Here is a 25105-nt window from a genome sequence, read left to right as displayed (position 1 = left end):
CAGCCGCCATCGCGGCAGCTGGCAACAGAGCGCTCAGGGAGCCGGATAGGTATAACGATGGTGGATCGCCTCAATGCCTTCCAGGATCTCTGCATTTAAAGTCAGATTGAAGCTGTCGATATTGATCTGCAACTGTTCAGGCGTAGTGGCGCCCAGCAGCGTGCTGGCCACAAACGGCTGCTGACGTACATAGGCCAGGGCCATCTGCGACGGGTCAATCTGATGCTGCTGAGCCAGTGCCACATATTCGGCAATCGCCTTTTGTGACTGCTCGCCGCTGTAGCGGGTAAAGCGGCTGAACAACGTGTTGCGTGCGCCCGCAGGCTGCGCGCCATTCAGGTATTTGCCGCTCAGCGTTCCAAACGCCAGGCTGGAATATGCCAGCAGCTCTACGCCTTCATGCTGGCTGATTTCGGCCAGACCCACTTCAAAGCTGCGGTTCAGCAGGCTGTAGGGATTCTGAATGCTGATAATGCGCGGCAGCTCATGCTTCTCCGCCAGTTGCAGATAGCGCATCACGCCCCACGCGGTTTCGTTCGACACCCCGATATAGCGGATCTTACCAGCGCGCACCTGTTCGGTCAGCGCTTCCAGCGTCTCCAGCAGCGTCACCTGAGCAGTGGTTTCGCTGTACTGATAGCCGAGCTTGCCAAAATAGTTGGTCTGACGCTGTGGCCAGTGCAGCTGGTAGAGGTCAAGGTAGTCAGTATTCAGGCGTTTCAGGCTGGCATCGAGTGCTGCGCGGATGTTTTTACGGTCCAGCGCCATATCCGGGCGAATCGACGCATCATTGCCACGTGAAGGCCCGGCCACTTTACTGGCCAGAATGATTTTGTCGCGGCTGCCGCGCTGTTTAAGCCAGCTGCCAATATATTGTTCGGTCAGACCCTGGGTTTCCGGACGCGGGGGGCACCGGATACATCTCGGCAGTATCAATAAAGTTGATGCCGGAACGGATAGCTAAATCCAGTTGAGCATGGGCGTCGGCTTCGCTGTTCTGTTCGCCAAACGTCATGGTGCCCAACCCCAGCTGACTCACTTCCAGCGTGCTGTGGGGAATACGATGATAGTGCATTGCCAGCTTCCTTTTCTTTATGGAATGGAATGTTGTGTCCTCAGGGACTATAGCGCGAGCAATGGCGGGGAAGGAAGGGGGAAAAGTCGGGGAAATCACCTGCCAGCCGGGAATCGGTGGCAGGTGATTAAATCGGGCACTTAACGTTCAATGATCGTAGAAACCTCATCGCTGTTAATCTGCACCATATGACCCGTCTGGTCAGTGTACTCCACCAGGCCGGTCTCTTTATCAATGCTCGGCTTGCCTTCGGTCATGATCATCCGGCCATCTTTGGTCGCCATGACATAATCAGAACTGCATCCACTTAAGAATGCGGCGGTTACCATCACCAGTGCTACTCCTGCCAACCCTTTCATCACGCCTAATCCTCACAAATGGTCAAGTGCAAACAGTGTAGTAATAAATGGTTTTGCCGGCAGGGTTAATCGTATGAATCTGAAAATAACCGGGCGAGCAGGCTCGCCCTTGACTTTATCAGGCGTGCTTTTTCTTACTGCGCATCAGGTTAAGACACTCAACCGCCATTGAGAAGAACATAGCGAAATAAATGTAACCTTTTGGTACGTGGACCGCAAAACTCTCCAGGATCAGGGTGAAACCGACCAGAATCAGGAAAGAGAGAGCCAGCATTTTCACTGACGGATGGCGGTCAACAAACTCACCGATCGCGCGCGCAGCGAACATCATCATCAGCACGGCAATAACCACCGCCGCCATCATAATGAACAGATGATCGGAGAGGCCGATGGCCGTGATCACCGAGTCGAGGCTGAAAATAATGTCGAGCATCATGATCTGCACAATCGCACCCAGGAAGGAATGGACGCGGGTGTTGTGTTCGCCTTCGCTGCCTTCGATCGTTTCATGGATCTCCATGCTCGATTTCCACAGCAGGAACAGTCCGCCGAACAGCAGAATCAGATCGCGCGCCGAGAACGCATGATCCATCAGCGTAAAGAGCGGGTTAGTCAGACGGGCTACCCACGCGATAGAAGCCAGCAGGCCAAGACGCATCAGCATCGCGCCCATCAGACCAATGCGACGTGCGCTGGCTTGCTGGTGTTTTGGCAGTTTAGCGACCACCAGCGACAGGAAAATGATGTTATCAATACCCAGCACCACCTCAAGGATGGTCAGGGTGCCCAGCGCCAGCCAGGCGTTGGGATCGGAAATCCACTCAAACATACCGACATTTAATCCTAAACGAAAAGTAAACGGCGATTATACGCATTCATTTCGCCGATCTCCCACAAAATTGCGACACATCAACGCGGGTGGCGACAATCAGAGGAGAAAATGACGCGCCAGCAGGGGCCCGGTGAAGCTTTTCTTCAGGTAGAAACCGCGCGGCAGCGTCATGATTGGCTGGCCCTGATCGCCGATTCCTTCTGTCAGCGCTTTGCTATTGGCGGCTTTGGGCCGGATTTGCAGCCAGGCACCATGTCGCGCGGTAATCTGCTCTACGCGACCCAGCACAATCATATCCATCAGCTCTTCCCAGTCCTGCCGCAGCATCTCATCTTCTTCCGCATTGGGGCTCCATAACAGCGGCGCGCCGACACGGCGTTCCCGCAGCGGAATCTCACGTCCGCCTTCAACCGGGATCCACAATACCCGCGCCAGCTTGTGGCGCACATGGCTGGTGAGCCAGGTCACGCCGCTGTTGCCGGTCAGAGGTGCCACGCAGACAAAGGTGGTTTCCAGCGGCTTACCCTGCGCATCAATCGGGATAGTTTTCAGTTCGATACCCAGATGGGCAAAGTCCTGCTCCGCTTTGCTGCCTGCGCTGGCACCAAGATGCCACTCCAGCAGCATGCCGACCCAGCCCTTGTCGCGTTTGAGATCCGCAGGCATGGGCAGACCGGCGCGCGCGGCCAGGGTTTCCAGGGTTAAACCGGCTAAATCCTGCGCGCGTGCCAGCAGGCTGGCTTCATCTTCAGGTGGTCCTGGCTGGTAACTCATGGTGAACACTCGCAATGATTAAAATTTGTACAGCAGCGGGTGAGTCACGTTTCTCACATAAATAATCCGCGTCAGGGATCGATAATAACATGATAGATCGTGCTTTTTTTTAGCGGATTGCACGCTCGCCGCCCCAGGTGCTTCAGGGTTATCCCAGCTTACCCGCAACAATGAACAGGATCTCCAGCCCGGTTATCCACAGAAAAATGGGATAACCACCGTCTGAGTGCGGTACTGGTTCCATTTACAGCCTTGACTTTTCACGATCTGGCCATAATTTCGCCGCTCTGGCCTAACCCTGAGCGATTATCTGTGGATAAAAAGCAGTGTGCTTATATTTTAAGCAATTGTCAGTTACCATGAAAATATTCACTGTTTATAAAAGATTTACCGGTAAGGTTTTCGATTTAATTTCATTAAAAATCATACGGATGTGTTGTTGGTTCTTTTTTGGCTCTTCAGCGTGCACGGAAAAGGTTATTCAGATAACTCCCGCGTTCTGCACAAAGCTATCCACAGAAAAGGTGAATAAGATCGATCTTTTTCTCGGTCATTGTTTATAACTTTGCCATTTTCTGTGAGTTATCCCGGCGATGATGGCTTAACCCCCCCATGAATCCAGTGGTTTACCGCCTGTAAGGAGTGTGAAACAATCAGCTCATTCAAATTTTGCTTTGAGGTAGTCCGGTGATCGATGATGATGGCTACCGCCCGAATGTTGGTATCGTAATCTGTAACCGGCAGGGACAAGTGTTATGGGCCAGGCGCTTTGGACAGCACTCCTGGCAATTTCCTCAGGGAGGCATCAATCCCGGTGAAACCGCAGAACAGGCGATGTATCGCGAACTGTTCGAAGAGGTCGGATTACACCGGAAAGATGTTCGAATACTTGCTTCTACCCGTAACTGGTTACGTTACAAGTTGCCAAAACGTTTGGTGCGTTGGGACACAAAGCCGGTATGTATCGGCCAGAAACAAAAGTGGTTTCTTCTGCAGTTAATGTGTAATGACGCGGATATCAATGTGCAGCACAGCAGCACGCCCGAGTTCGATGGCTGGCGCTGGGTCAGTTTCTGGTATCCGGTGCGTCAGGTTGTCTCCTTTAAGCGCGACGTTTATCGTCGGGTGATGAAGGAATTCGCTGGCGTGGTGATGTCTATGCAGGAGAGTGCGGGGCAGCGAAATAATCCTGCCCATCGACGTAAGAGAGGATAGGCCACGCCCTTTATGCTCACTCAGTTGCGCGAAATTGTAGAAAAAGTGGCGAGTGCGCCGCGTCTCAATGAAGCACTCGACATCCTGGTTAATGAGATCTGTCTGGCGATGGATACGGAAGTCTGTTCCGTTTACCTCGCCGACCACGATCGTCACTGCTACTACCTGATGGCGACGCGCGGACTTAAAAAACCGCGTGGCCGCACCGTGACCCTGGCGTTTGACGAGGGGATCGTCGGTTTAGTGGGGCGTCTGGCCGAACCGATTAACCTTGCTGACGCCCAGAGTCATCCCAGCTTTAAATATATCCCCGCAGTGAAAGAGGAGCGCTACCGCTCCTTCCTCGGCGTGCCGATTATCAGCCGTCGCCAGTTACTGGGCGTGCTGGTGGTACAGCAGCGCGAGCACCGTCAGTTTGATGAAAGCGAAGAGTCGTTTCTGGTCACCCTTGCCACCCAGATGGCGGCATTGCTGTCGCAGTCGCAGATGGCTCAGCTGTTTGGTCAGTTCCGGCAGACGCGGGTGCGCGCAATTGCAGCTGCGCCTGGCGTGGCGGTGGCACCGGGCTGGGTGGATGAGACGCAGCCACTGCTCGATCAGGTTTCGGCTGCCTCAACGCTGGATGTTCATCGCGAACGTGAGCGTCTGTCGCTCGCCATGAGCGAAGCCACCAGTGAATTTCGTCGCTTCAGTAAACGCTTCAGCGCCAGCGCTCAGAAAGAGAGTGCGGCCATTTTCGACCTTTACTCTCACCTGTTAACCGATGCCCGACTGAAAAAAGATCTGTTCGACGAGATCGAACGCGGATCGGTCGCCGAATGGGCAGTGAAACAGGTGATCGAGAAGTTTGCTGAACAGTTTGCCAGCCTGACGGACACCTACCTGCGTGAACGTGCAGGCGATCTGCGGGTGCTGGGTCAGCGCCTGCTGTTTCACCTTGACGATACGCTGGTCGGGACCAATGCCTGGCCGGAACGCTTTGTGCTGGTGGCCGATGAGCTGACCGCCACCACCTTAGCTGAGCTGCCGCATGAGCGGCTGGCGGGCGTGGTGGTGCGTGACGGCGCAGCCAACTCCCATGCGGCGATTCTGACCCGCGCGATGGGGATCCCGACGGTCATGGGCGCTGACATCCAGCCTCATCAGCTCAACAAACGTTTGCTGATCGTCGATGGGTATCGCGGTGAGCTGTTGATCGATCCCGAGCCGGTGCTGGTGCAGGAGTACCAGCGTTTGATCAGCGAAGAGAATGCGCTGAGCAAAATGGCCGAAGGCGTGGTCGATCAGCCCGGTGAGCTGAAAAGCGGCGAGCGCGTGCAGGTGATGCTGAATGCCGGCTTAAGCCCGGAGCATGAGCAGACGCTGGGCAACTGGGTGGATGGCATCGGTCTCTACCGCACCGAAATCCCGTTTATGCTGCAGAACGGCTTCCCGTCGGAAGAGGAGCAGGTGGCGCAGTATCAGGGCATGTTACAGCTGTTTCACAACAAGCCTGTGACGCTGCGTACCCTGGATGTGGGGGCAGATAAACAGCTACCCTACATGCCTATCAGTGAAGAGAATCCCTGTCTGGGCTGGCGCGGCATCCGCCTGACGCTTGACCAGCCGGAAATTTTCCTGGTGCAGGTGCGCGCGATGCTGCGTGCCAACGCCGCATCCGGCAACCTCAGTATTCTGCTGCCGATGATCAGCCATATCGATGAGATCGACGAAGCGAAAAAGCTGATCGATCGCGCAGGACGCGAAGTCGAAGAGATGCTGGGCTATACGATCCCCGCGCCACGCATCGGCATCATGATTGAAGTGCCGTCGATGCTGTTTATGATCCCGCATCTGGCGTCACGGGTCGATTTTGTCTCGGTTGGCACCAACGATCTGACCCAGTATCTGCTGGCGGTGGATCGCAACAACACCCGCGTGGCCAATCTCTACGACTCGCTGCATCCGGCGATGCTGCGCGCACTGAATACGATTGCGCAGGAAGCCCGTCTGGCCAATCTGGAATTGTGCCTGTGTGGTGAAATGGCCGGCGATCCAATGTGCGTGGCGCTGCTGGTCGGGCTGGGGTATCACCATCTCAGCATGAACGGCAAAAACGTACCACGGGTGAAATACCTGCTGCGCCATCTGGATCACGAAGAAGCGCAGCAACTCAGCGAGCAGGGTATGAATGCTCATACCGCCACCGAGGTTCGTCATCTGGTCTCGACCTTTATGGAGCGTCGCGGGCTGGGCGGTTTAATCCGCGGCGGTCGCTAAGCGCCACTTCAGGCTATTTTATTTGCCATTCTGGCCCTGGGCAGTGCTCACACAGGCTGCTTTAGCAACCTGAACGCCCGTCAGGGCGGCCCTGAAGGGGCGAGCACAGCGAGTAATCCTCACGTACTATGTGTACGCTCCGGTTGTTGCGCGCTGTCCGTGACCAGTCTGGCTGCAACAATATACGCCTGACGGGTCAGACTCTGGGCGTTATCCGCGTTTACATTTGCGGGACAATTCACAAAACCGGCTGTGCTATGATGCGCAGCCTTAATTTATGTGCCTGACAACGCCCCTTTTCAGGGTTGAAAAATAGACGGTGAATGATGAATAACGGCTATATTGCATTTCCGCAGTTCGATCCGGTGATCTTCTCGATTGGACCGGTTTCGCTTCACTGGTACGGTCTGATGTATCTGGTGGGCTTTGTTTTCGCCATGTGGCTGGCTGTCCGCCGCGCCAATCAGCCGGGCAGCGGCTGGAAAAAAGAGGAAGTGGAGAACCTGCTTTATGCCGGTTTCCTGGGGGTCTTCCTGGGTGGACGCATCGGCTATGTGCTGTTCTACAACTTACCGCTGTTCCTGGAAAATCCACTCTATCTGTTTAAAGTCTGGGATGGCGGCATGTCGTTCCACGGTGGCCTCATCGGGGTGATTGTCGTCATGCTGGTCTTTGCCCGCCGCACCCGACGTAATTTCTTCCAGGTGGCTGATTTCATCGCGCCGCTGATCCCGTTCGGTCTGGGTGCCGGTCGTCTCGGCAACTTCATTAACGGTGAGCTCTGGGGCCGTGTCGATCCGGGCTTCCGCTATGCCATGCTGTTCCCTGGCTCCCGCAGCGAAGATGTCGCGCTGGCCGCCACCAATCCGCAATACCAGGCGCTGCTCAACACCTACGGCGTGCTGCCGCGTCATGCTTCGCAGCTCTATGAACTGGTGCTGGAAGGGATAGTGCTGTTTATCATCCTGAATCTGTTTATTCGTAAGCCACGCCCGATGGGCAGCGTCTCTGGCCTGTTCCTGATTGGCTATGGCGCCTTCCGTATTATCGTTGAGTTTTTCCGCCAGCCGGATGCCCAGCTTGGCCTGTTTGAAGGCGGAATCAGTATGGGACAGATCCTCTCTGTGCCAATGATTATTGCCGGTATTATTATGATGATCTGGGCGTATCGTCGTCGCCCGCAGCCACAATTTCGCGAGGAAAAATGAAACAGTATCTGGATTTAATGCAACATGTGCTGCACGAAGGCACGCCAAAAGCTGACCGTACCGGCACCGGTACGCTTTCAATTTTTGGTCACCAGATGCGTTTCAACCTGCAGGATGGTTTTCCGCTGGTCACCACCAAGAAATGTCATATCCGCTCGATTATTCATGAGCTGCTGTGGTTTCTGAAAGGTGATACCAACATCGGTTATCTCAAAGATAACAACGTCTCCATCTGGGATGAGTGGGCGGATGAGAATGGCGATCTCGGCCCGGTGTATGGCAAACAGTGGCGCAGCTGGGGAACGGCCAGCGGCCAGGAGATTGACCAGCTAAGCCAGGTGATGGAGCAGCTGAAGCGCGATCCCGACTCACGCCGGATTATCGTTTCTGCCTGGAACGTCGGCGAGCTGAGCGAGATGGCGCTGGCTCCTTGCCACGCGTTCTTCCAGTTCTACGTGGCGGACGGCAAACTCTCCTGCCAGCTCTATCAGCGCTCGTGCGACATCTTCCTGGGCCTGCCGTTTAACATCGCCAGCTATGCGCTGCTGGTACATATGGTGGCGCAGCAGTGCGATCTGCAGGTGGGCGACTTTGTCTGGACCGGCGGTGATACCCACCTCTACAGTAACCATCTGGAGCAGGCGCGCCTGCAGCTGACCCGCGAACCGCGTCCGCTGCCATCACTTGTTATCAAACGCAAACCGGCGTCGCTGTTTGACTATCAGTTCGAAGATTTTGAGATTGAAGGCTACGATCCGCATCCCGCGATCAAAGCCCCTGTCGCCATCTGATTCGCGATAAAAGATAACGCCCTGGCTTCATCGCCGGGGCTTTTTTTTGCCCGCAAACCGGTAAATCTGCGGCAACGCTCGCACGCTTCTGCCAATTCATGCTGTTGGGGAAGATTCTCTGCGACGTGCTTTCCAGCCTGCCAAACCGCGCCTTGTTTCATCTGTTCATCACCCGCATTCTGACGCTATGAAAACAGCACACTTACGCGGTTTTACCCTGCCGGAACTGCTGCTGGTGATGGTGATTGCCGGCATGCTGAGTCTTGCCGCGCTGCATGGCTGGCAGCGCTGGCAACAGCGGCAGCAACTGCGCGACAGCGCCCAGCAACTGCAGGGATTCCTGCTTCGGCTGCGTGCCCAGGCCAACCGGCAAAATAGCGATCTGGTTTTATGGTCACGGCCTGGCGATCCCTGGTGCATCGGTGCCGGAAGCCTCCCCGTTGCAGGGTGTGATAGCCGAAAACGGCTGCAATTCGTGGCGCCGCACGCTGGCGTTTCGCTCTATGGCATCCGGGGTGAACCGGGCTTCTATGGCCGACGTAATGTGGCCCGGGCGGGTAGCATTGAGCTGGGTAACAGCGCCGGACGAATGCGGCTGATTATCTCGGCCAGAGCCCGTATTCGCCTCTGCATGACGGATGAGGAGACGTGCCGTTGAAAATGGCCGGATTCAGCCTGCTGGAGATGCTGATCGCCCTGGCAATCAGCGCCGTCGTGATGTTAAGTGCTGGCCGTTTTCTGCCGCTGCTGCTGGCAGAGAACGCCGGCGTGATGCAACGGGCGCAGCTGCGTCAGGAGTTACAGCAGATGATGGCGACACTGGAAAAAGCGGTGCGGCGTGCCGGTTATTGTCACGGTGAGTGTGGCAGTGGGGCGCTGCAAATCAGAGAGAACTGCCTGCTGCTGCGCTGGGATGAGAACAGCAACGGTAAATGGGAAGGGGTGAGCCATGCAGAGAGTGACTATTACGGTTATCGCCTGCGACAACAGCAGCTTGAGATGCAGCGAGGTGTTGACCAGTGTCAGTCAGCGGGCTGGGAGCGGCTCTCCGATCCCGCGTTTATGACGCTGGAGCAGTTCAGCGTCAGCCAGCAGGGCACGCAGGTCAGGATAGTGCTGCAGGCACGGGCCGGACGCTGGCTTGAAACGATGGAGAGCTGGGTTGAGGCAGAGAACCTGTGAAGCAGCGAGGCAGCAGCGCTCTGGGCATGGTGTTGATGATTATGGTCATCGGCAGCTTTACGCTGCATGCCAGCCGTAAGATGTCTGAGCAGGGAATGCGACTGCTGGCGGATGAGCAGCAGTTTATTCAGGGTTTCTGGCGGGCGCAGTCTGCGCTGCAATGGGGCTTCTCCCTGAGCTGGTCAGCCAGTGAGGCGGCCAGCTGTCAGCAGGATGATCGCCAGGGCTGGCGCAGCTGTTTACAACGAGGTGAAAAGGATGAAGGTCTGCTTAAAGGGGAGGCCAGCGGCAGTGGCATGGCAGTCTGGCAGTGGGTGCGGTTACGGGGCAATCAGATTACCGCGTTGCCGCACGGCTGGATTGACTACTGCCCGCTTACGCCCCCGGCCACCTGCCAGTAAGCGCGGTGGATTCAGCCTGCCGGAAGTGTTGTTTGCTCTGCTGTTAATGGCATTAAGCAGCAGCACGCTGTTGCACTATCATCGCGCACTGGCACTGGGATTCAGCCAGCAGTGGTATCAGCGTGAGGCATGGCGGGTGGCTGAGCAGCAACTGATGGGACATGAGAGCCCCGGCTGGACCTCAATACTGCAACAGCAGAGCGGTCCTTCAGGCTGCACCCTGGATCGGGCTGACGTGACGGGACCTTATCAGCGCCGTGCCACCCTGACGCGGCTGCGATGTTAACTCTCCCCGGTCGCCCTTTTGATGGGTTTCAACCGCGATACGCGGTAAAGTGACAGAGCCGCAATACCGCAGTCACGTTCTGAGTTATCACAGGAGTTTTCATGTTTCACGTTTATCACTCAAATCAGCTTGATGTGCTGAAGATTCTGGCGGCTGCGGTGATTAAACATGACCCTCTTGATGATCCTTTCGCCTCAGAAATGGTGCTGGTGCAGAGTCCGGGTATGGCGCAGTGGCTGCAGATGGAGCTGGCGCAAACTTTTGGAATTGCTGCCAATATCGAATTCCCGCTTCCTGCCAGTTTTATCTGGGAGATGTTCGTCCGCGTACTGCCCGATATCCCGGTAGAAAGTGCTTTCAGTAAGGCCAGCATGGGCTGGAAGCTGATGCACCGGCTGCCGGAGATGCTGAAGCATGAAGAGTTTGCTTCTCTGCGCCACTATCTCCATGACGACGGCGACAAGCGTAAACTGTTTCAGCTCAGCTCCCGCGTGGCCGATCTGTTCGACCAGTATCTGGTCTATCGTGCCGACTGGCTCAACAGCTGGGAGCGTGGCGAAACCATTGAGGGGCTGGGCGAGGCGCAGCGCTGGCAGGCCGCACTGTGGCGCGATCTGGTGAGTTATACCCAGGCCCTGCGCCAGCCTGAATGGCACCGCGCCAACCTCTATGCGCGATTTATCCAGACGCTGGATCAGGCGAAAAGCACGCCGGAAAATCTGCCCAAACGGGTCTTTATCTGTGGCATCTCTGCGCTGCCGCCGGTCTATCTGCAGGCGTTGCAGGCGCTGGGACGTCACATCGACATCCATCTGCTGTTCACCAATCCCTGCCGCGATTACTGGGGCGATATTCAGGATTATGCGTTTCTGGCGAAACTGCAAAGTCGTCAGCGCCGCCGCCATGGTGCTGATGAATCACGCGGACTCTTCCGGGATGCAGAGCAGGCACCGGCGCTGTTTAACGACGCTGGTGAACAGCAACTGACCAACCCTTTGCTCGCCTCCTGGGGCAAGCTGGGGCGTGACAACCTGTTTCTGCTCAGTCAGATGGAGTCAAACGACGACATCGATGCTTTTGTCGATGTGGAGCCGGACAACCTGCTGCACTGTATGCAGCACGATCTTCTCAATCTGCAGGATAACGCCATCATCGGACTGAATGCGGCGGAACTGGCACACAGCGATCAGAAGCGCTGCCTTGATCCGGAGGATCGATCAATTGCGGTGCAGGTCTGCCACAGTGCCCAGCGCGAAGTTGAAGTGTTGCAGGATCATCTGCTGGCGATGATGGAGGCCGATCCGACGCTGAAAGCGCGTGACATCATCGTCATGGTGGCGGATATCGACGCCTACGCCCCTTTTATTCAGGCGGTGTTCGCCAATGCACCTGCCGATCGCTATCTGCCGTTTGCGATTTCAGATCGCCGTGCCAGTCAGGCTCATCCGGCCATTGTGGCGTTTTTGCATCTGCTGGCACTGCCGGACAGCCGTTTTGTCTCGGAGGATGTGCTGGCGCTGCTCGATGTCCCGGCGCTCGCTTCCCACTTCGCCATTGATGAAAGCGGCCTGCGTTTACTGCGGCGCTGGGTCAGCGAATCGGGGGTACGCTGGGGGGCTGGATGATGCCAGCGTAGAAGCCCTGTCACTTCCGGTTACCGGCCAGCACACCTGGCGCTTTGGCCTGCAGCGTATGCTGCTGGGTTATGCGATGGAGAGCCACAACGGTGACTGGGAAGGAATTCTGCCTTATGACGAGTCGGGTGGTCTGGTGGGGGGAGCTGGCGGGACATCTGGCTGAGCTGCTCTCCCGGCTTAATCACTGGCGGCAGCTGCTTGCCGAACCCCGGCCACTGGCGGCCTGGCTGCCCATGTGCCGGGAACTGCTCAATGCCTTTTTCAGCCCCGATGCAGAAACCGAGGCCGCCTTACTGCTGGTGGAAGAGCAGTGGCAGCAATTGATTGAATATGGCATGGATGCGCGGTTTGAAGAGGCGATTCCGGTGGCGCTGTTGCGTGATGATCTGCGTAGCCGGCTTGATCAACAGCGCATCAGTCAGCGTTTCCTGGCGGGGCAGATTAACTTCTGTACCCTGATGCCGATGCGCTCCATTCCTTTTCAGCTGGTCTGTTTGCTGGGCATGAACGACGGCGTCTATCCACGGACCTTAGCGCCGTTAGGTTTTGATCTGATGCAGCAGCAGTCCCGCAAAGGCGACCGCAGTCGCCGCGATGATGACCGCTATCTCTTCCTGGAGGCGATGATCTCGGCGCAGCAGCAGCTCTACATCAGTTATATCGGCCGGGCGATTCAGGATAATACGGAACGCTACCCCTCGGTGCTGGTCACAGAACTGCTGGATTACATTGGACAGAGTTTTTATCTGGACGGTGATGGCCATCTTGAACTGGATGAGAGTGCCGAACGAGTGCGGATGCACCTGCAGCACCTGCACAGCCGGATGCCGTTTGCTGCCGAAAACTTCCAGCCTGCTGCCAGACTGCAAAGTTTCGCCCGTGAGTGGTTGCCTGCCGCGCGGGGTGCGGGGCAGCCCCAGCCCGATTTTGTGCAGCCGCTGGAGGCGCCGTTAATTGATGCGCTCACGCTGGAGGCGTTCCTGCGCTTCTGGCGACATCCGGTCCGGGCCTGGTTCCACCAGCGGCTTGGCGTGAGTTTCTGGCTGGAGGAGAACGAACTGCCCGACAGCGAGCCGTTTGCGCTCGACAACCTTGAGCGTTATCAGATCAACGCGCAGTTGCTGAATGCCCTGGTCGAAGGCGAGGATACTCAGCGGCTTTATGCGCACCATCGTGCGGCCGGTAATCTGCCTTATGGCGCATTCGGTGAGCTGTTCTGGCAGGCGCAGCGCGATGAGATGCAGGAAGTGGCGGCAGAAGTGGTCACCCAGCGCAGCGACGGCGAGAGCTGGGAAGTGAATCTGCAACTGGAGCAGGTCAGCTTAACCGGGTGGCTGACGCAGGTTCAGAGTGATGGATTGCTGCGCTGGCGGCCTGGCGTACTCAACATGAACGACGGACTGCTACTCTGGCTGGAACATCTGGTCTACTGCGCGCTGGGCGGCACCGGCAGCAGCCGGATGTTTGGCCGGCAGCAGAGCCGCTGGTGCTTCCTTGCCGTGTCACAGGCAGAGGCGATTACTGCGCTGAATGAGTATGTCACGGGATATCTCGCGGGTATGCGTCAGCCGCTGATGCTGCTTAACAAAAGTGGCGGCGCATGGCTGACCGCCAGCTACGACAAAAAAAGTCAGCAGTTACTGACCGATGAGGCAACCCAGCTTAAGGCGCGTAATCGCCTGCTGACGGCCTGGTCAGGCAACTATCAGCTTGAGGGCGAAGGCAGCGATCCCTATCTGCAACGTCTTTGCCGGGTGCTGGATGAGCCACAACTACAGCAGATAACTGAGGCGGCACAGCGCTGGTATTTACCGGTGCTGGCTGCACATCAGGATGATGAATAGCCGATCAGAAGGCGTTTTTGCTGACTGACTCATTACACAGAAATTTTGCTCTGCTTTGAGCCGCCGCGTCCGACATTGGCGGTTTATCGGGAAACGAGAGGGGTTTACATGCGGGTACACGCACGCTGGATAGCGGCGCTAATGTTAAGCCTGGTGGCTTGCACAGCGCCGGCGCAGGCATCATCAGGCTGGCAGCCGGTTAACGACACTATTCGCAAAAGTGAACAGGATCCCCGCCACTATCAGGCTATCCGGCTTGATAATGGGATGACGGTATTACTGGTTTCCGATCCTGTGGCACCGAAATCGCTGGCGGCGCTGACGTTGCCGATAGGATCGCTGGACGATCCCGATCAGCAGGCGGGACTGGCGCACTACCTTGAGCATATGGTGCTGATGGGTTCAAAGCACTACCCGCAGCCCGACAACCTGGCCGAATTCCTGAAAAAGCATGGCGGCAGCCACAACGCCAGCACAGCCTCTTACCGCACCGCCTTTTATCTGGAAGTGGAAAATGACGCGCTGGAACCGGCGGTTGATCGCCTGGCGGATGCGGTGGCTGAGCCGCTGCTGGATCCGGTTAACGCTGACCGCGAGCGCCACGCCGTGAATGCCGAGCTGACCATGGCGCGCTCGCGCGATGGCCTGCGTATGGCCCAGGTCGGCGCAGAAACCCTGAACCCGGCGCATCCGGCGTCACGTTTTTCGGGCGGCAATCTTGAGACCCTGAAAGATAAGCCAGGCAGCAAACTGCACCAGGCGCTGCAGAACTTTTATCATACGCATTACTCCGCCAATCTGATGAAAGCGGTGATCTACAGCAACAAACCGCTGCCGGAGATGGCGTCGATTGCGGCTAAAACCTTTGGCCGGGTGCAAAATCATGACGCCAGCGTGCCGGAGATTACGATGCCGGTGGTGACCGATGCGCAGCAGGGCATCATCATCCATTACGTTCCGGCTCAGCCGCGCAAGCAGCTCAAAATTGAATTCCGCATTGCCAACAACAGCGATCGGTTCCGCAGTAAAACCGACACGCTGATAAGCTATTTAATCAGTAACCGCAGCAAAAACACGCTGACTGACTGGTTGCAAAAACAGGGGCTGGCCGACGGGGTGAATGCGGGTGCTGACCCGATGACCGAGCGCAACAGCGGCGTGTTTGCGATTACCGCGTCACTGACTGATAAAGGTCTGGCGCAGCGCGACCAGGTCGTGGCGGCGATATTCAGCTACATCAATCTGCTGCGTCAGCAGGGGGATGATAAGCGCTATTTCGATGAAGTTTCGCATGTGCTGGCGCTCGACTTCCGCTATCCCTCAATTACCCGCGATATGGATTACATTGAATGGCTGGCCGACACCATGCTGCGCGTACCGGTTGAACATACGCTGGATGCACCCTATCTGGCGGATCAGTACGATGCCGCCGCGATTAATGCCCGGCTGGAAGAGATGACCCCGCAGCATGCGCGTATCTGGTATATCAGCCCGCAGGAGCCGCACAACAAAAAAGCCTATTTTGTGGATGCGCCTTATCAGGTTGAGAAGATCACCCCACAAACCTTTGCAGACTGGCAGCAGCGCGCCAGCCAGATTACGCTGGCGATGCCCGTGCTGAACCCCTATATCCCGGACGACTTCACCCTGTTACCGTCAGACGGCAAGACGTATCAGCATCCGGTGAGACTGGATAACCAGGACGATATGCGCATTTACTGGATGCCCAGCCGTTATTACGCCAGCGAGCCAAAAGCGGCGATCACCCTGGCGTTACGCAATAAGCACACCATCAGTGATGCCCGTCAGCAGGTGCTGTTTGGCCTGAATGACTACCTTTCCAGCCTGGCGCTGGACGAGCTAAATTCACAGGCTTCAGTGGGCGGCATCAGCTTCTCAACGGGTGAAGATGAAGGGCTGGTGTTCAGCGCCAACGGCTTCACCCAGCGTCTGCCGACGCTGCTGAAGAAACTGGTGGAAGGTTATGCCACTTTCCAGCCGACAGAACAGCAGCTGGAGCAGGCGAAATCCTGGTATCTGGAGCGGCTGGACGCGGCGGAAAAGGGCAAAGCGTTTGAACAGGCGATTCAGCCAATGCAACTGCTGTCGCAGCTGCCATATACCCAGCGCGAGGCTCGCCGCAAGCTGGTAAGCACACTCTCACTTAAGGATGTCACTGACTATCGCGATACGCTGTTCCGCGACGCGACGCCGGAGATGCTGGTGGTGGGCAACCTCAGTGCTGACAGCGTGACGCAGCTGGGGCATGAGCTTAAACAGCAGATGCAGAGTCATGCGATCCGCGACTGGCACAGCCAGTATGTCTCGATTAAAAAACCGCTGAAAGCCAACCTGCAACAAAAAAGGCAGCAGCACCGACTCCGCCCTTGCCGCGCTCTATGTTCCACTGGGATACAGTGAATATCAGAGCATGGCGCACAGCTCCATGCTGAGCCAGATTGTGCAGCCGTGGTTCTACAATCAGTTACGCACTAAAGAGCAGCTCGGCTACGCGGTTTTTGCCTTCCAGATGCCAGTGGGTCGCCAGTGGGGGATCGGCTTCCTGCTGCAAAGTAACAGCAAACAACCGGGCTGGCTGTTGCAGCGCTATCAGGCCTTCTACCCGCAGGCGGAAAAACGTCTGCGTAGTATGAGCCAGGCAGACTTTGCCCAGTATCAGCAGGCGATGATCAATGATTTGCAGCAGCGTCCTCAGACGCTCTTTGAGGAAGCGGATCGCTTTAGCCGCGACTTTGATCGGCAGAATGATCAATTTGATACCCGGCAAAAAATGACAGAGCAGGTTCAGCGGTTAACCCCGGCCAGCCTGGCAGACTTTTTCCGGCAGGCCGTGATCGAACATAAGGGCATGGTGATGACCTCGCAGATTGCAGGCACCGGCAATGGCAAAGTTGAGTTTGCCCGTCAGCCTGGCTGGAAAACCTGGAGTGAAGTGGCACAACTGCAGCAGTCGCTGCCGGTAAAGAGTGAGACCCAATGACGCAGTTACCTCCCGTATCGCTGAATCCTTTAACGCTGCCGCTCAGAGGCGAGCGGCTAATTGAGGCCTCAGCGGGCACCGGAAAAACCTTTACCATTGGTCTGCTCTATCTGCGCCTGCTGCTGGGGCTGGGCGGTGAAAACGCCTACAGCCGGCCGCTCTCTGTCGAAGAAATTTTAGTCGTGACCTTTACCGAGGCCGCGACCGCCGAATTGCGCGGGCGCATCCGCGAGAATATTCATCAGCTACGTCTGGCCTGTATCCGCGGCAAAAGCAGCAATCCGATGCACCAGTTACTGCTGGAGCAGATGCCGGATCTGAGTCAGGCCGCCGCGCAGCTGCTGGCTGCCGAGCGGCAGATGGATGAAGCCGCCATTTTTACCATTCACGGCTTCTGTCAGCGGATGCTGAATCTCAATGCCTTTGAGTCGGGTATGCTGTTCGAGCAGGAGTTGATTGAAGATGAGCAGGCGCTGCTGAAGCAGTCGACCGCCGATTTCTGGCGTCGTCAGTGCTATCCACTGAGTCTGGATGTGGCGCGGGTCATCGCCGCAGAGTGGAGCGGGCCGGACAGTCTGCTGGCCACGCTGCGCCCCTGGCTACAGGGGGGAGTCCCCGGGGCTGAAACATCCGCCTGCCGCCGATGAGACGCTGGCATCACGGCACGCCCGCAATCTGGCGCGCATCGAGGCCATCAAGCAGCAGTGGCAGGCGCTCAGCGCCGATGTTGAGGGCATTATCACTGCATCTGGCGTTGATAAGCGCAGCTACAGCAGTAAACATCTGCCCAACTGGGTCGCCCGCGTCACGCAGTGGGCCAGCAGTGACACGCTGGATTATCAGCTGCCCAAAGAGCTGGAGCGCTTTGGACAGCAGGTGCTGGAGGAGAAAACTAAAAAAGGGTGAAGCGCCGCGTCATTCGCTTTTTTGAGGCGATCGATCAGTTTCTGGCAGAACCGCTGTCGCTGCGGGATGTCATCATTGCGCAGGCGCTGACCGATGTGCGCGCCACGGTGCAGCGCGAGAAACGGTTACGTGCGCTGTTAGGCTTCGACGATCTGCTTAGTAAACTGGATGAAGCGTTGCAGCAGCCAGGTGGCGTTTTGCTGGCAGAAACCATCCGGGCGCGTTACCCGGTGGCCCTGATTGATGAATTCCAGGATACCGATCCGCAGCAATACCGCATCTTCCGCACGCTCTATATTAATCAGCCTGAACAGGCACTGTTTCTGATCGGCGATCCCAAGCAGGCGATCTATGCGTTTCGCGGTGCGGATATTTTTACCTATCTGCGGGCCAGAAACGAAGTCAGCGCTCACTACACGCTCGATACCAACTGGCGTTCATCACCTGAGATGGTCGGGAGCGTCAACCGCCTCTTTTCTCAGCTCGATTCGCCTTTTCTGTTCTCGGCGATCCCCTTTCAGCCAGTTAAGCCTGCTGCGCCCAATCAGTCGCTGAAACTGATTTTTGACGAGCAGCAGCAACCGGCTTTACGGTTCTGGCTGCAGCCTGGCGAGGGCGTGGGTAACAGCGATTACCAGCAGTTTATGGCACAGCAGTGTGCGGCCGATATCAGCCGCTGGCTGGTGGCCGGACAGCAGGGGCGCGCCCGCCTGGGCAAAGGCGAGGCGCTGCAGCCGGTGCGGGCTTCCGATATCACCGTGCTGGTGCGCAGTCGCAATGAGGCCGGTTTAATCCGCGACGCGTTGAATGCGCTGTCGATTCCTTCGGTCTATCTCTCCAGCCGGGACAGCGTCTACACCACGCCGGAAGCGCGCGAACTGCTCTGGTTACTGCAGGCGATACAGGCACCCGAGCAGGAACGTCTGCTGCGCAGCGCGCTGGCGACCTCTATTTTTGCCATCGATGCAGCAACGCTCGACGCGCTGACACAGAATGAACGCGAGTGGGATGCGCTGGTGGAGCAGTTTGCCGTCTGGCAGCAGCTCTGGCATCAGCGCGGCGTGTTACCGATGCTGCGTGATGTGATGATCAGGCGGCAACTGGCGGAGAATATGCTGGCCTCGGAGAACGGTGAACGTCGCCTGACTGACCTGATGCATCTGGGTGAACTGCTGCAGGAGGCTTCGGTGCAGCTGGAGAGTCCGCACGCCCTGGTGCGCTTCCTGGCGCAGCAGATTGCCCGGCCAAACAGCCAGGCCTCCAGCCAGCAGTTGCGTCTGGAAAGCGACCGCCATCTGGTGCAGATCATCACCATCCATAAATCGAAAGGACTGCAATATCCGCTGGTCTGGCTGCCATTTGCTGCCGGGTTCCGCGAGGCGGCCAGCGCGCTTTATCACGATCGCGACACGTTCACGGCACTGCTGGATGTGCAGGGTGATGCACAAAGTCTGGCGCTGGCCGAAGAGGAGCGCCTGGCGGAGGATCTGCGTCTGCTCTACGTGGCGCTGACCCGTTCGGTCTATCACTGCAGCGTCGGCATTGCGCCACTGATCAAAGGCACCCGCAAAAAAGAGGGCGAAAGCGATCTGCACAAGAGCGCGCTGGGCTACCTGGTGCAGCAGGGCGAGGCGGCGGATGCGCAGCAGCTCAGTCAGCGACTGAATGCGTTAACCGGTGAAGGGATTGCGCTGGTTGAAGAGGCTCTGCTGCCGGGAGAAATGTGGCAGGATGCGCAGCAGGGCGATGAGGTTTTAAGCAGCCGCGACATTACGCGCGCGCTGGCTGACGTCTGGCGGGTAACCAGTTATTCAGGCCTGCAACAGCATCACAGCTCGCCGCTGCTGGATGCGATGCCCAACTTTGATATTGATGCCGCGGGCGAAGAAGAGAAGGGTGAAGAGGCTGCATTAACACCCCACCACTTTCCGCGCGGAGCGGCACCTGGTACGTTTTTGCACGGTCTGTTTGAGTCGATCGACTTTACCGAACCGCCGGACAGCGTCTGGCTGGAAGATCAGCTGCAGCATAATGGCTATCCGCTGAGCTGGTTGCCGGTTCTGGAACAGTGGATTGACCGGGTCTTACATACTCCGCTCAATGCTGAGGGGCTGACGCTGTCGGCGATAAAAAGCAGCGAACGCCTGATCGAGATGGAGTTCTATCTGCCGATCAACAATCTGCTGACTGCGGCGGATCTTGACGCTCTGCTGCGCCGGCACGACAGTCTCTCTCAGCAGGCCGCCCCCCCTGGATTTTCGTCAGGTGCGGGGCATGCTGAAGGGCTTTATCGATCTGGTCTTCCGCTGGCAGGGAAAATATTATCTGCTCGACTACAAATCGAACTGGCTGGGGGGATAGCCACGCCGCTTACACGCCAGAGGCGATGGCGCAGGCGATGATTGGCCACCGCTACGATCTGCAATATCAGCTCTATACGCTGGCGCTGCATCGCTATCTGCAGCATCGCCTGCCGGACTACGACTATCAGCGTCACTTTGGTGGGGTGTTTTATCTGTTTTTGCGCGGGATGGATGGCAGCTCGCCGGACAACGGCATTTTCGCCACCCGACCTGCTGAAGCCTTTGTGGAAGAAATTGATGCACTGTTTGGTGAAACCGGGGAGATGTTATGAGTGACATGCTGAGTCTGCTGCTGCAGGCGGTAGAGAAGCGTCTCCTGCGGCCGCTGGATATACAGTTTGCCCAACTGGTGGCCCCGGAATCACAGCCTGGGCTGCTGCTCGCTGCGGCCTGCGTCAGCGCTGACGCGGGTGAGGGGCACGTCTGTTTACCGCTGAGCAACCTCTGCGAAGCGAATCTGTTCGCTGGTCGCCAGCCTGCGCTGGCTCAGGCGATCTGGCACGCTGCTGGTGCGCCGCAAGACTGGACAGCACGCTTTGCTGACTGGTCGGCTGTCAGTGATGGCAGCCTGGTTACGCCGCTGGTGCTGAGCAATCAGCGTTTATATCTGCATCGGCTGTGGCAAAGCGAAGGCCGGGTCGCCGACTTCTTCGCTGCGCAGGAAGTAAAAACTGCGTTTGATATGCATGCTGCAGGCGACGTGCTGAATAGCCTGTTTGACGACCAGCCGGAGAACTGGCAGAAAATTGCGGCGGCCGTGGCGCTGACCCGCAAGACTGCGGTTATTTCCGGCGGGCCGGGTACTGGTAAAACCACCACTGTGGCGAAACTCCTCGCTGCCCTGATTCGCCTGAATCCCGGTGCACTGCGGATTCAGCTGGCGGCACCGACCGGCAAAGCCGCTGCGCGGCTGACCGAGTCACTGGGCAGCGCACTGCAGGAACTGGCGGTCAGCGACGAAGAACGCCGGCGTTTTCCTGCCGAAGCTACCACGCTGCATCGCCTGCTGGGCGCTCAGCCCGACACTCAGCGGCTGCGCTACCATGCCGGTAACCCATTGCATCTTGATGTGCTGGTGGTTGATGAAGCGTCGATGGTCGATCTCTCAATGATGGCAAAACTGATCGCCGCGCTGCCTGCCCATGCCCGCGTCGTGTTTCTGGGCGATCGCGATCAGCTGGCCTCGGTTGAAGCCGGTGCGGTGCTGGGCGACATCTGCCGCTGCACCGAAAGCGGCTACAGCCTGGCGCGGGCAGAACAGCTCGGCCTGCTGACCGGCTGCACACTGCAGGGCAGTGATGATGTGCAGGCACCCGCAGTCCGCGACAGTATCTGTCTGCTGCAGAAGAGTTATCGTTTTGATGACTCATCAGGCATCGGCCAGCTGGCAAAAGCGATCAACCGTGGCGATGCAGAGCAGGTCAGGGCGGTGTTTGCTGCGGCTTATCAGGATATCAGTTACCAGCCGCTGAACAGCGCTGACGCGTATCAGGCGATGCTGGATGAGGTAGCCCAGGGTTATCAGCCCTTCCTGCAGCTCATCAGACAGCAGGCGCCGCCCGCAGAAGTGATTGCCGCTTTTGGCCGTTATCAGCTGCTGTGTGCATTACGTGACGGGCCATTTGGCGTGCAGGGTCTGAACCAGCGTATTGAGCAGCGACTGATGCAGCTGCAGCGCATCCGTCGTCCTGGCATGGGCAGCCGCTGGTATGAAGGGCGTCCGGTGATGATCACCCGAAATGACAGCGCGCTCGGCCTGTTTAATGGCGATATCGGCATGACGATGCGGGATGAAGAGGGCAACCTGAAGGTCTTTTTCCCGCTGCCGGATGGATCGATCAAGGCGATTCAGCCGAGCCGGTTACCCTCACATGAAACGGCCTGGGCGATGACGGTGCACAAATCACAGGGCTCGGAGTTTGATCATACCGCGCTGGTGATGCCCACGCAGTTTCTGCCGGTGCTGACCCGTGAACTGGTCTATACCGCGATTACACGTGCACGGCGGCAACTGACCATCTACAGCGAACCCGGCGTATTTCAGCGTGCCGTGCAGCTGCAAACGCAGCGACGCAGCGGTCTGGTGGAGCGACTGGGGGGAATCTGGCTGAGAAGAGAGGGGACAGACCACGCGGGGGGGGTGCCTGTCCCTTACGGATTGAATCAGGTGAGATCGGCCATCAACACTTTTGAACGGCGCTGATAGTTATACATCTCTTTTTTACTCTCGGGCAGGGACTCAATATCTACCGGCGTAAAGCCGCGTTCCTGGAACCAGTGGATGCTGCGGGTGGTTAACACAAACAGTTTTTCCAGCCCCATCTGGCGTGCCTGAAGTGCCACGCGCTGCAGCAACATCTCACCGCGTGAAGAGCTGCGATAGTCAGGATGAACCGCCACACAGGCCATTTCGCCAATCTTCTCATCCATAAACGGATAGAGTGCTGCACAGGCGATGGTCAGATTATCGCGCTGAATGATGGTGAACTTATCAATTTCCATTTCCAGCTGCTCGCGCGAGCGACGCACCAGAATACCCTGCTGCTCCAGCGGACGGATCAGTTCGAGGATGCCGCCGATATCATTGATATTGGCGCGACGGATCTGCTCTGCCGACTCCATAACGATCTGGGTACCGATACCGTCGCGTGAGAAGAGCTCCTGCAACAGCGCGCCATCTTCCTGATAACTGATTAAATGGCTGCGGCGTACACCACTCCGGCACGCTTTCACCGCCCCACGCAGGAAGCGGACAGTCCCGGAAAGATAATCGCCTTCCTTTTCAATCTCATCGATACGGGCCTGCGCATCATTCGGGAAAAGCTCGGAGATGATTTCACCCTCGCTGTTCAGCACGCCCTGCTCAGAGCAGAAGCCGATCATTTTTTCCGCTTTGAGTTTAATCGCCAGCTGGGTAGCCACTTCTTCCGAAGTCAGGTTAAAGCTTTCGCCGGTAACAGAAACCGCAACCGGGCCCATCAGCACAATCGCATCGTTATCCAGCTGACGATGAATGGCCTCTTCATCAATACGACGGATACGGCCGCTGTGACAGTAATCCACGCCATCATCCACGCCCAGCGGCTGTGAAATAATGAAGTTGCCGCTGACCACGTTGATATGCGCGCCCTGCAGCGGCGTGTTGTTGAGACTCATTGAGAGGCGGGCCGTGATATCTAACTGCAGTCGGCCAGCGGCCTGCTTCACTAACTCCAGCGATTGCGCGTCGGTGACCCGGGTAAACTTATGGTAAACCGGCTCCAGCTGCTGCTGAGCCAGGCTGGCATCAATCTGCGGGCGTGCGCCATACACCACGACGAGGCGAATGCCCAGGCTGTGCAGCAGGCCGATATCATTAACGATGCCAGAGAAGTTCTCATGCTCAATCGCTTCGCCACCCAGCATGATGACAAAGGTTTTACCCCGGTGGGCATTGATATAGGGAACGGTATGGCGAAAACCCTGAACCAGTTCGGTACTACGTTCCTTCACGGCCAACCCTCAGTGAATGTTTATTCGTATTTTTTGTATTTTTATGCTTTTACGCCCGGTTTTGCAAGTCTTAATCCTGACGAAAATTTACGTTTTTCTGGGTGTCAAAGCCGCTAACAGCCTGCATTATTTAGGGTTTCCGGGGTGACATCATGCTGCGGATTGGATAAAGTTTTCGCCGCCATTTTAGTAACTGGCGCTTTTTTAGACATTACACAGCAGCTGGAGCGGCATGTCAGACGTTAATTCCCATTTTTCACGCAGACGATTTTTACAGGGGACGGGCGCCTTACTGCTGTTAAGCGTCAGCCGGACAGGGTTGGCGGCGAAGAACCACATTGTGGCGGTGCGTATCTGGCCCTCATCGACCTACTCGCGGATGACGCTGGAGTCCAATGTCGCGCTGAAGTACAAGCAGTTTGCGCTGAGCAATCCCGAACGCCTGGTGATTGATATTCAGGGGCTGCATCTCAATCCGGTTCTGAAAGGGGTAGATAAGCAGGTTCGGGTCGACGATCCCTTTATTAAAAATGCCCGTGTCGGCCAGTTCGACAGCAACACAGTGCGCGTGGTACTGGAATTAAAGCGCAACGTCGCGCCGAAGATCTTTAATCTCTCGCCGGTCGCCGGGATCAATCACCGGCTGGTGGTCGATCTCTATCCGAGCCAGAACCAGGTTGAGGATGATCCACTGCTGGCTCTGCTGAAAGATTATAACCAGGGCGATCTGGAGAAAGATGAAGGGGTGCAGGCGCCCTTACCCGGCAAAGCGGGGCGCGATCGTCCAATCATTATCATGATCGATCCCGGTCACGGCGGGGAAGATCCGGGCGCGCACGGCAAATATAAGACCCGCGAGAAAGATATTGTGCTGAAGATTGGACGGCGACTCAAAGCGCTGATCGATAAAGAGTCCAATATGAAAGCCTATATGACGCGCAATGAAGATGTCTTTATTCCGCTGCGCGTCAGGGTTGCCAAAGCCCGTAAACAGCGTGCCGACCTCTTTGTGTCGATCCATGCGGATGCCTTTACCAGCCGCGCGGCACGCGGCTCTTCAGTGTTTGCCTTATCAACCAGCGGTGCCACTTCGGCGGCGGCTCGTTTCCTGGCTCAGACTCAGAATGAATCAGACCTGATTGGCGGCGTCAGCAAAAGCGGTGACCGCTATCTCGATCACACCATGTTCGATATGGTGCAGCGTCAGACGATTCATGACAGCCTTAAATTCGGCAAAGAGGTGCTGCATCGCATGGGGCGCATCAACCATCTGCACAAACGCACCGTGGATCAGGCCGGATTTGCGGTGCTGAAAGCCCCTGATATCCCGTCAATTCTGGTAGAGACAGCGTTTATCAGTAATGTGGAGGAGGAGCGCAAGTTGCGAACCACCCGTTACCAGCATCAGGTGGCAGAGGCGATTCTGAACGGCATCAAAGCGTATGTGGAGAGTGGGGCGGCGCTGGCCCATCGGTAAGGG

General features: G+C 57.0%; 14 protein-coding genes and 4 pseudogenes. 13 read left to right on the top strand and 5 right to left on the bottom strand.

All coding sequences use genetic code 11. From position 1 onward, the window contains the following. Window positions 1-33: 33 nt before the first annotated feature. From JNO11_RS15445 to mutH, 4 genes and pseudogenes are all read right to left on the bottom strand, one after another. Window positions 34-1075: pseudogene (locus JNO11_RS15445) on the bottom strand (NADP(H)-dependent aldo-keto reductase). A gap of 140 nt (window positions 1076-1215) precedes the next feature. Then, window positions 1216-1434, bottom strand: coding sequence for a YgdI/YgdR family lipoprotein (locus JNO11_RS15440; protein WP_003853956.1), 219 nt, complete (start codon window positions 1432-1434; stop codon window positions 1216-1218). A gap of 118 nt (window positions 1435-1552) precedes the next feature. Then, window positions 1553-2263 (bottom strand): TerC family protein, encoded by a 711-nt coding sequence (locus tag JNO11_RS15435; RefSeq protein ID WP_010248654.1) that lies wholly within the window; start codon window positions 2261-2263, stop codon window positions 1553-1555. A 99-nt stretch (window positions 2264-2362) separates the two neighbouring features. Then, window positions 2363-3040: a DNA mismatch repair endonuclease MutH gene (gene mutH / locus JNO11_RS15430; RefSeq protein ID WP_050680486.1), complete on the bottom strand. Its 678-nt coding sequence runs from the start codon at window positions 3038-3040 to the stop codon at window positions 2363-2365. A gap of 687 nt (window positions 3041-3727) precedes the next feature. Here mutH and rppH point away from each other — a divergent pair. The 12 genes and pseudogenes from rppH to recD all read left to right on the top strand — a co-directional run bounded on the left by rppH (window position 3728) and on the right by recD (window position 22336). Further along, window positions 3728-4255: an RNA pyrophosphohydrolase gene (gene rppH / locus JNO11_RS15425; protein WP_009087042.1), complete on the top strand. Its 528-nt coding sequence runs from the start codon at window positions 3728-3730 to the stop codon at window positions 4253-4255. Window positions 4256-4267: 12 nt separating this feature from the next. Beyond that, on the top strand, window positions 4268-6514 hold the full coding sequence (gene ptsP, locus JNO11_RS15420; RefSeq protein ID WP_010248647.1) for a phosphoenolpyruvate--protein phosphotransferase: 2247 nt from the start codon (window positions 4268-4270) through the stop codon (window positions 6512-6514). A gap of 326 nt (window positions 6515-6840) precedes the next feature. Then, a complete protein-coding gene (lgt, locus tag JNO11_RS15415) occupies window positions 6841-7722 on the top strand; it encodes a prolipoprotein diacylglyceryl transferase (protein WP_010248645.1) in 882 nt (293 codons plus the stop codon). Then, on the top strand, window positions 7719-8513 hold the full coding sequence (gene thyA / locus JNO11_RS15410; protein ID WP_033772525.1) for a thymidylate synthase: 795 nt from the start codon (window positions 7719-7721) through the stop codon (window positions 8511-8513). The genes lgt and thyA overlap by 4 nt, the downstream gene beginning before the upstream one ends. A 187-nt stretch (window positions 8514-8700) precedes the next feature. Further along, window positions 8701-9171 (top strand): prepilin-type N-terminal cleavage/methylation domain-containing protein, encoded by a 471-nt coding sequence (locus JNO11_RS15405; RefSeq protein WP_010248641.1) that lies wholly within the window; start codon window positions 8701-8703, stop codon window positions 9169-9171. After that, the gene (locus JNO11_RS15400; protein WP_325177475.1) at window positions 9168-9695 is read left to right on the top strand and encodes a prepilin peptidase-dependent protein; all 528 of its coding nucleotides are present in this window, start codon (window positions 9168-9170) and stop codon (window positions 9693-9695) included. Before JNO11_RS15405 ends, JNO11_RS15400 begins: the two co-directional genes overlap by 4 nt. Beyond that, window positions 9692-10096, top strand: coding sequence for a DUF2509 family protein (locus tag JNO11_RS15395; protein WP_033769930.1), 405 nt, complete (start codon window positions 9692-9694; stop codon window positions 10094-10096). Before JNO11_RS15400 ends, JNO11_RS15395 begins: the two co-directional genes overlap by 4 nt. Continuing rightward, the gene (locus tag JNO11_RS15390) at window positions 10056-10382 is read left to right on the top strand and encodes a prepilin-type N-terminal cleavage/methylation domain-containing protein (RefSeq protein ID WP_325177474.1); all 327 of its coding nucleotides are present in this window, start codon (window positions 10056-10058) and stop codon (window positions 10380-10382) included. Before JNO11_RS15395 ends, JNO11_RS15390 begins: the two co-directional genes overlap by 41 nt. 101 nt (window positions 10383-10483) lie before the next feature. Further along, window positions 10484-13863 (top strand): annotated as a pseudogene (gene recC / locus JNO11_RS15385) (exodeoxyribonuclease V subunit gamma). A gap of 108 nt (window positions 13864-13971) precedes the next feature. Beyond that, window positions 13972-16864, top strand: a pseudogene (ptrA, locus tag JNO11_RS15380) (pitrilysin). Further along, window positions 16861-20405 (top strand): annotated as a pseudogene (recB, locus tag JNO11_RS15375) (exodeoxyribonuclease V subunit beta). Before ptrA ends, recB begins: the two co-directional pseudogenes overlap by 4 nt. Continuing rightward, window positions 20402-22336, top strand: a complete 1935-nt coding sequence (gene recD, locus JNO11_RS15370; protein WP_325177473.1) for an exodeoxyribonuclease V subunit alpha — start codon at window positions 20402-20404, stop codon at window positions 22334-22336. Before recB ends, recD begins: the two are co-directional and overlap by 4 nt. On the opposite strand, the gene argA is transcribed toward recD, so the two are convergent. After that, window positions 22297-23625 (bottom strand): amino-acid N-acetyltransferase, encoded by a 1329-nt coding sequence (gene argA, locus JNO11_RS15365; RefSeq protein WP_010248624.1) that lies wholly within the window; start codon window positions 23623-23625, stop codon window positions 22297-22299. The genes recD and argA overlap by 40 nt on opposite strands. Window positions 23626-23857: 232 nt before the next feature. Between argA and amiC the strand changes: the two genes are divergently transcribed. Next, complete coding sequence (amiC, locus tag JNO11_RS15360) at window positions 23858-25102, top strand: N-acetylmuramoyl-L-alanine amidase AmiC (RefSeq protein ID WP_010248623.1); 1245 nt, start codon at window positions 23858-23860, stop codon at window positions 25100-25102. Window positions 25103-25105: the final 3 nt, after the last annotated feature.

Origin of the sequence: Pantoea sp. 1B4, from assembly GCF_016925765.1 — a bacterium.
In the GTDB taxonomy this organism is placed as follows: Bacteria; Pseudomonadota; Gammaproteobacteria; order Enterobacterales; family Enterobacteriaceae; genus Pantoea; species Pantoea agglomerans.
The sequence above is the reverse complement of the archived record's forward strand: the minus strand, read 5'-3'. Positions and strand labels throughout refer to the sequence as shown.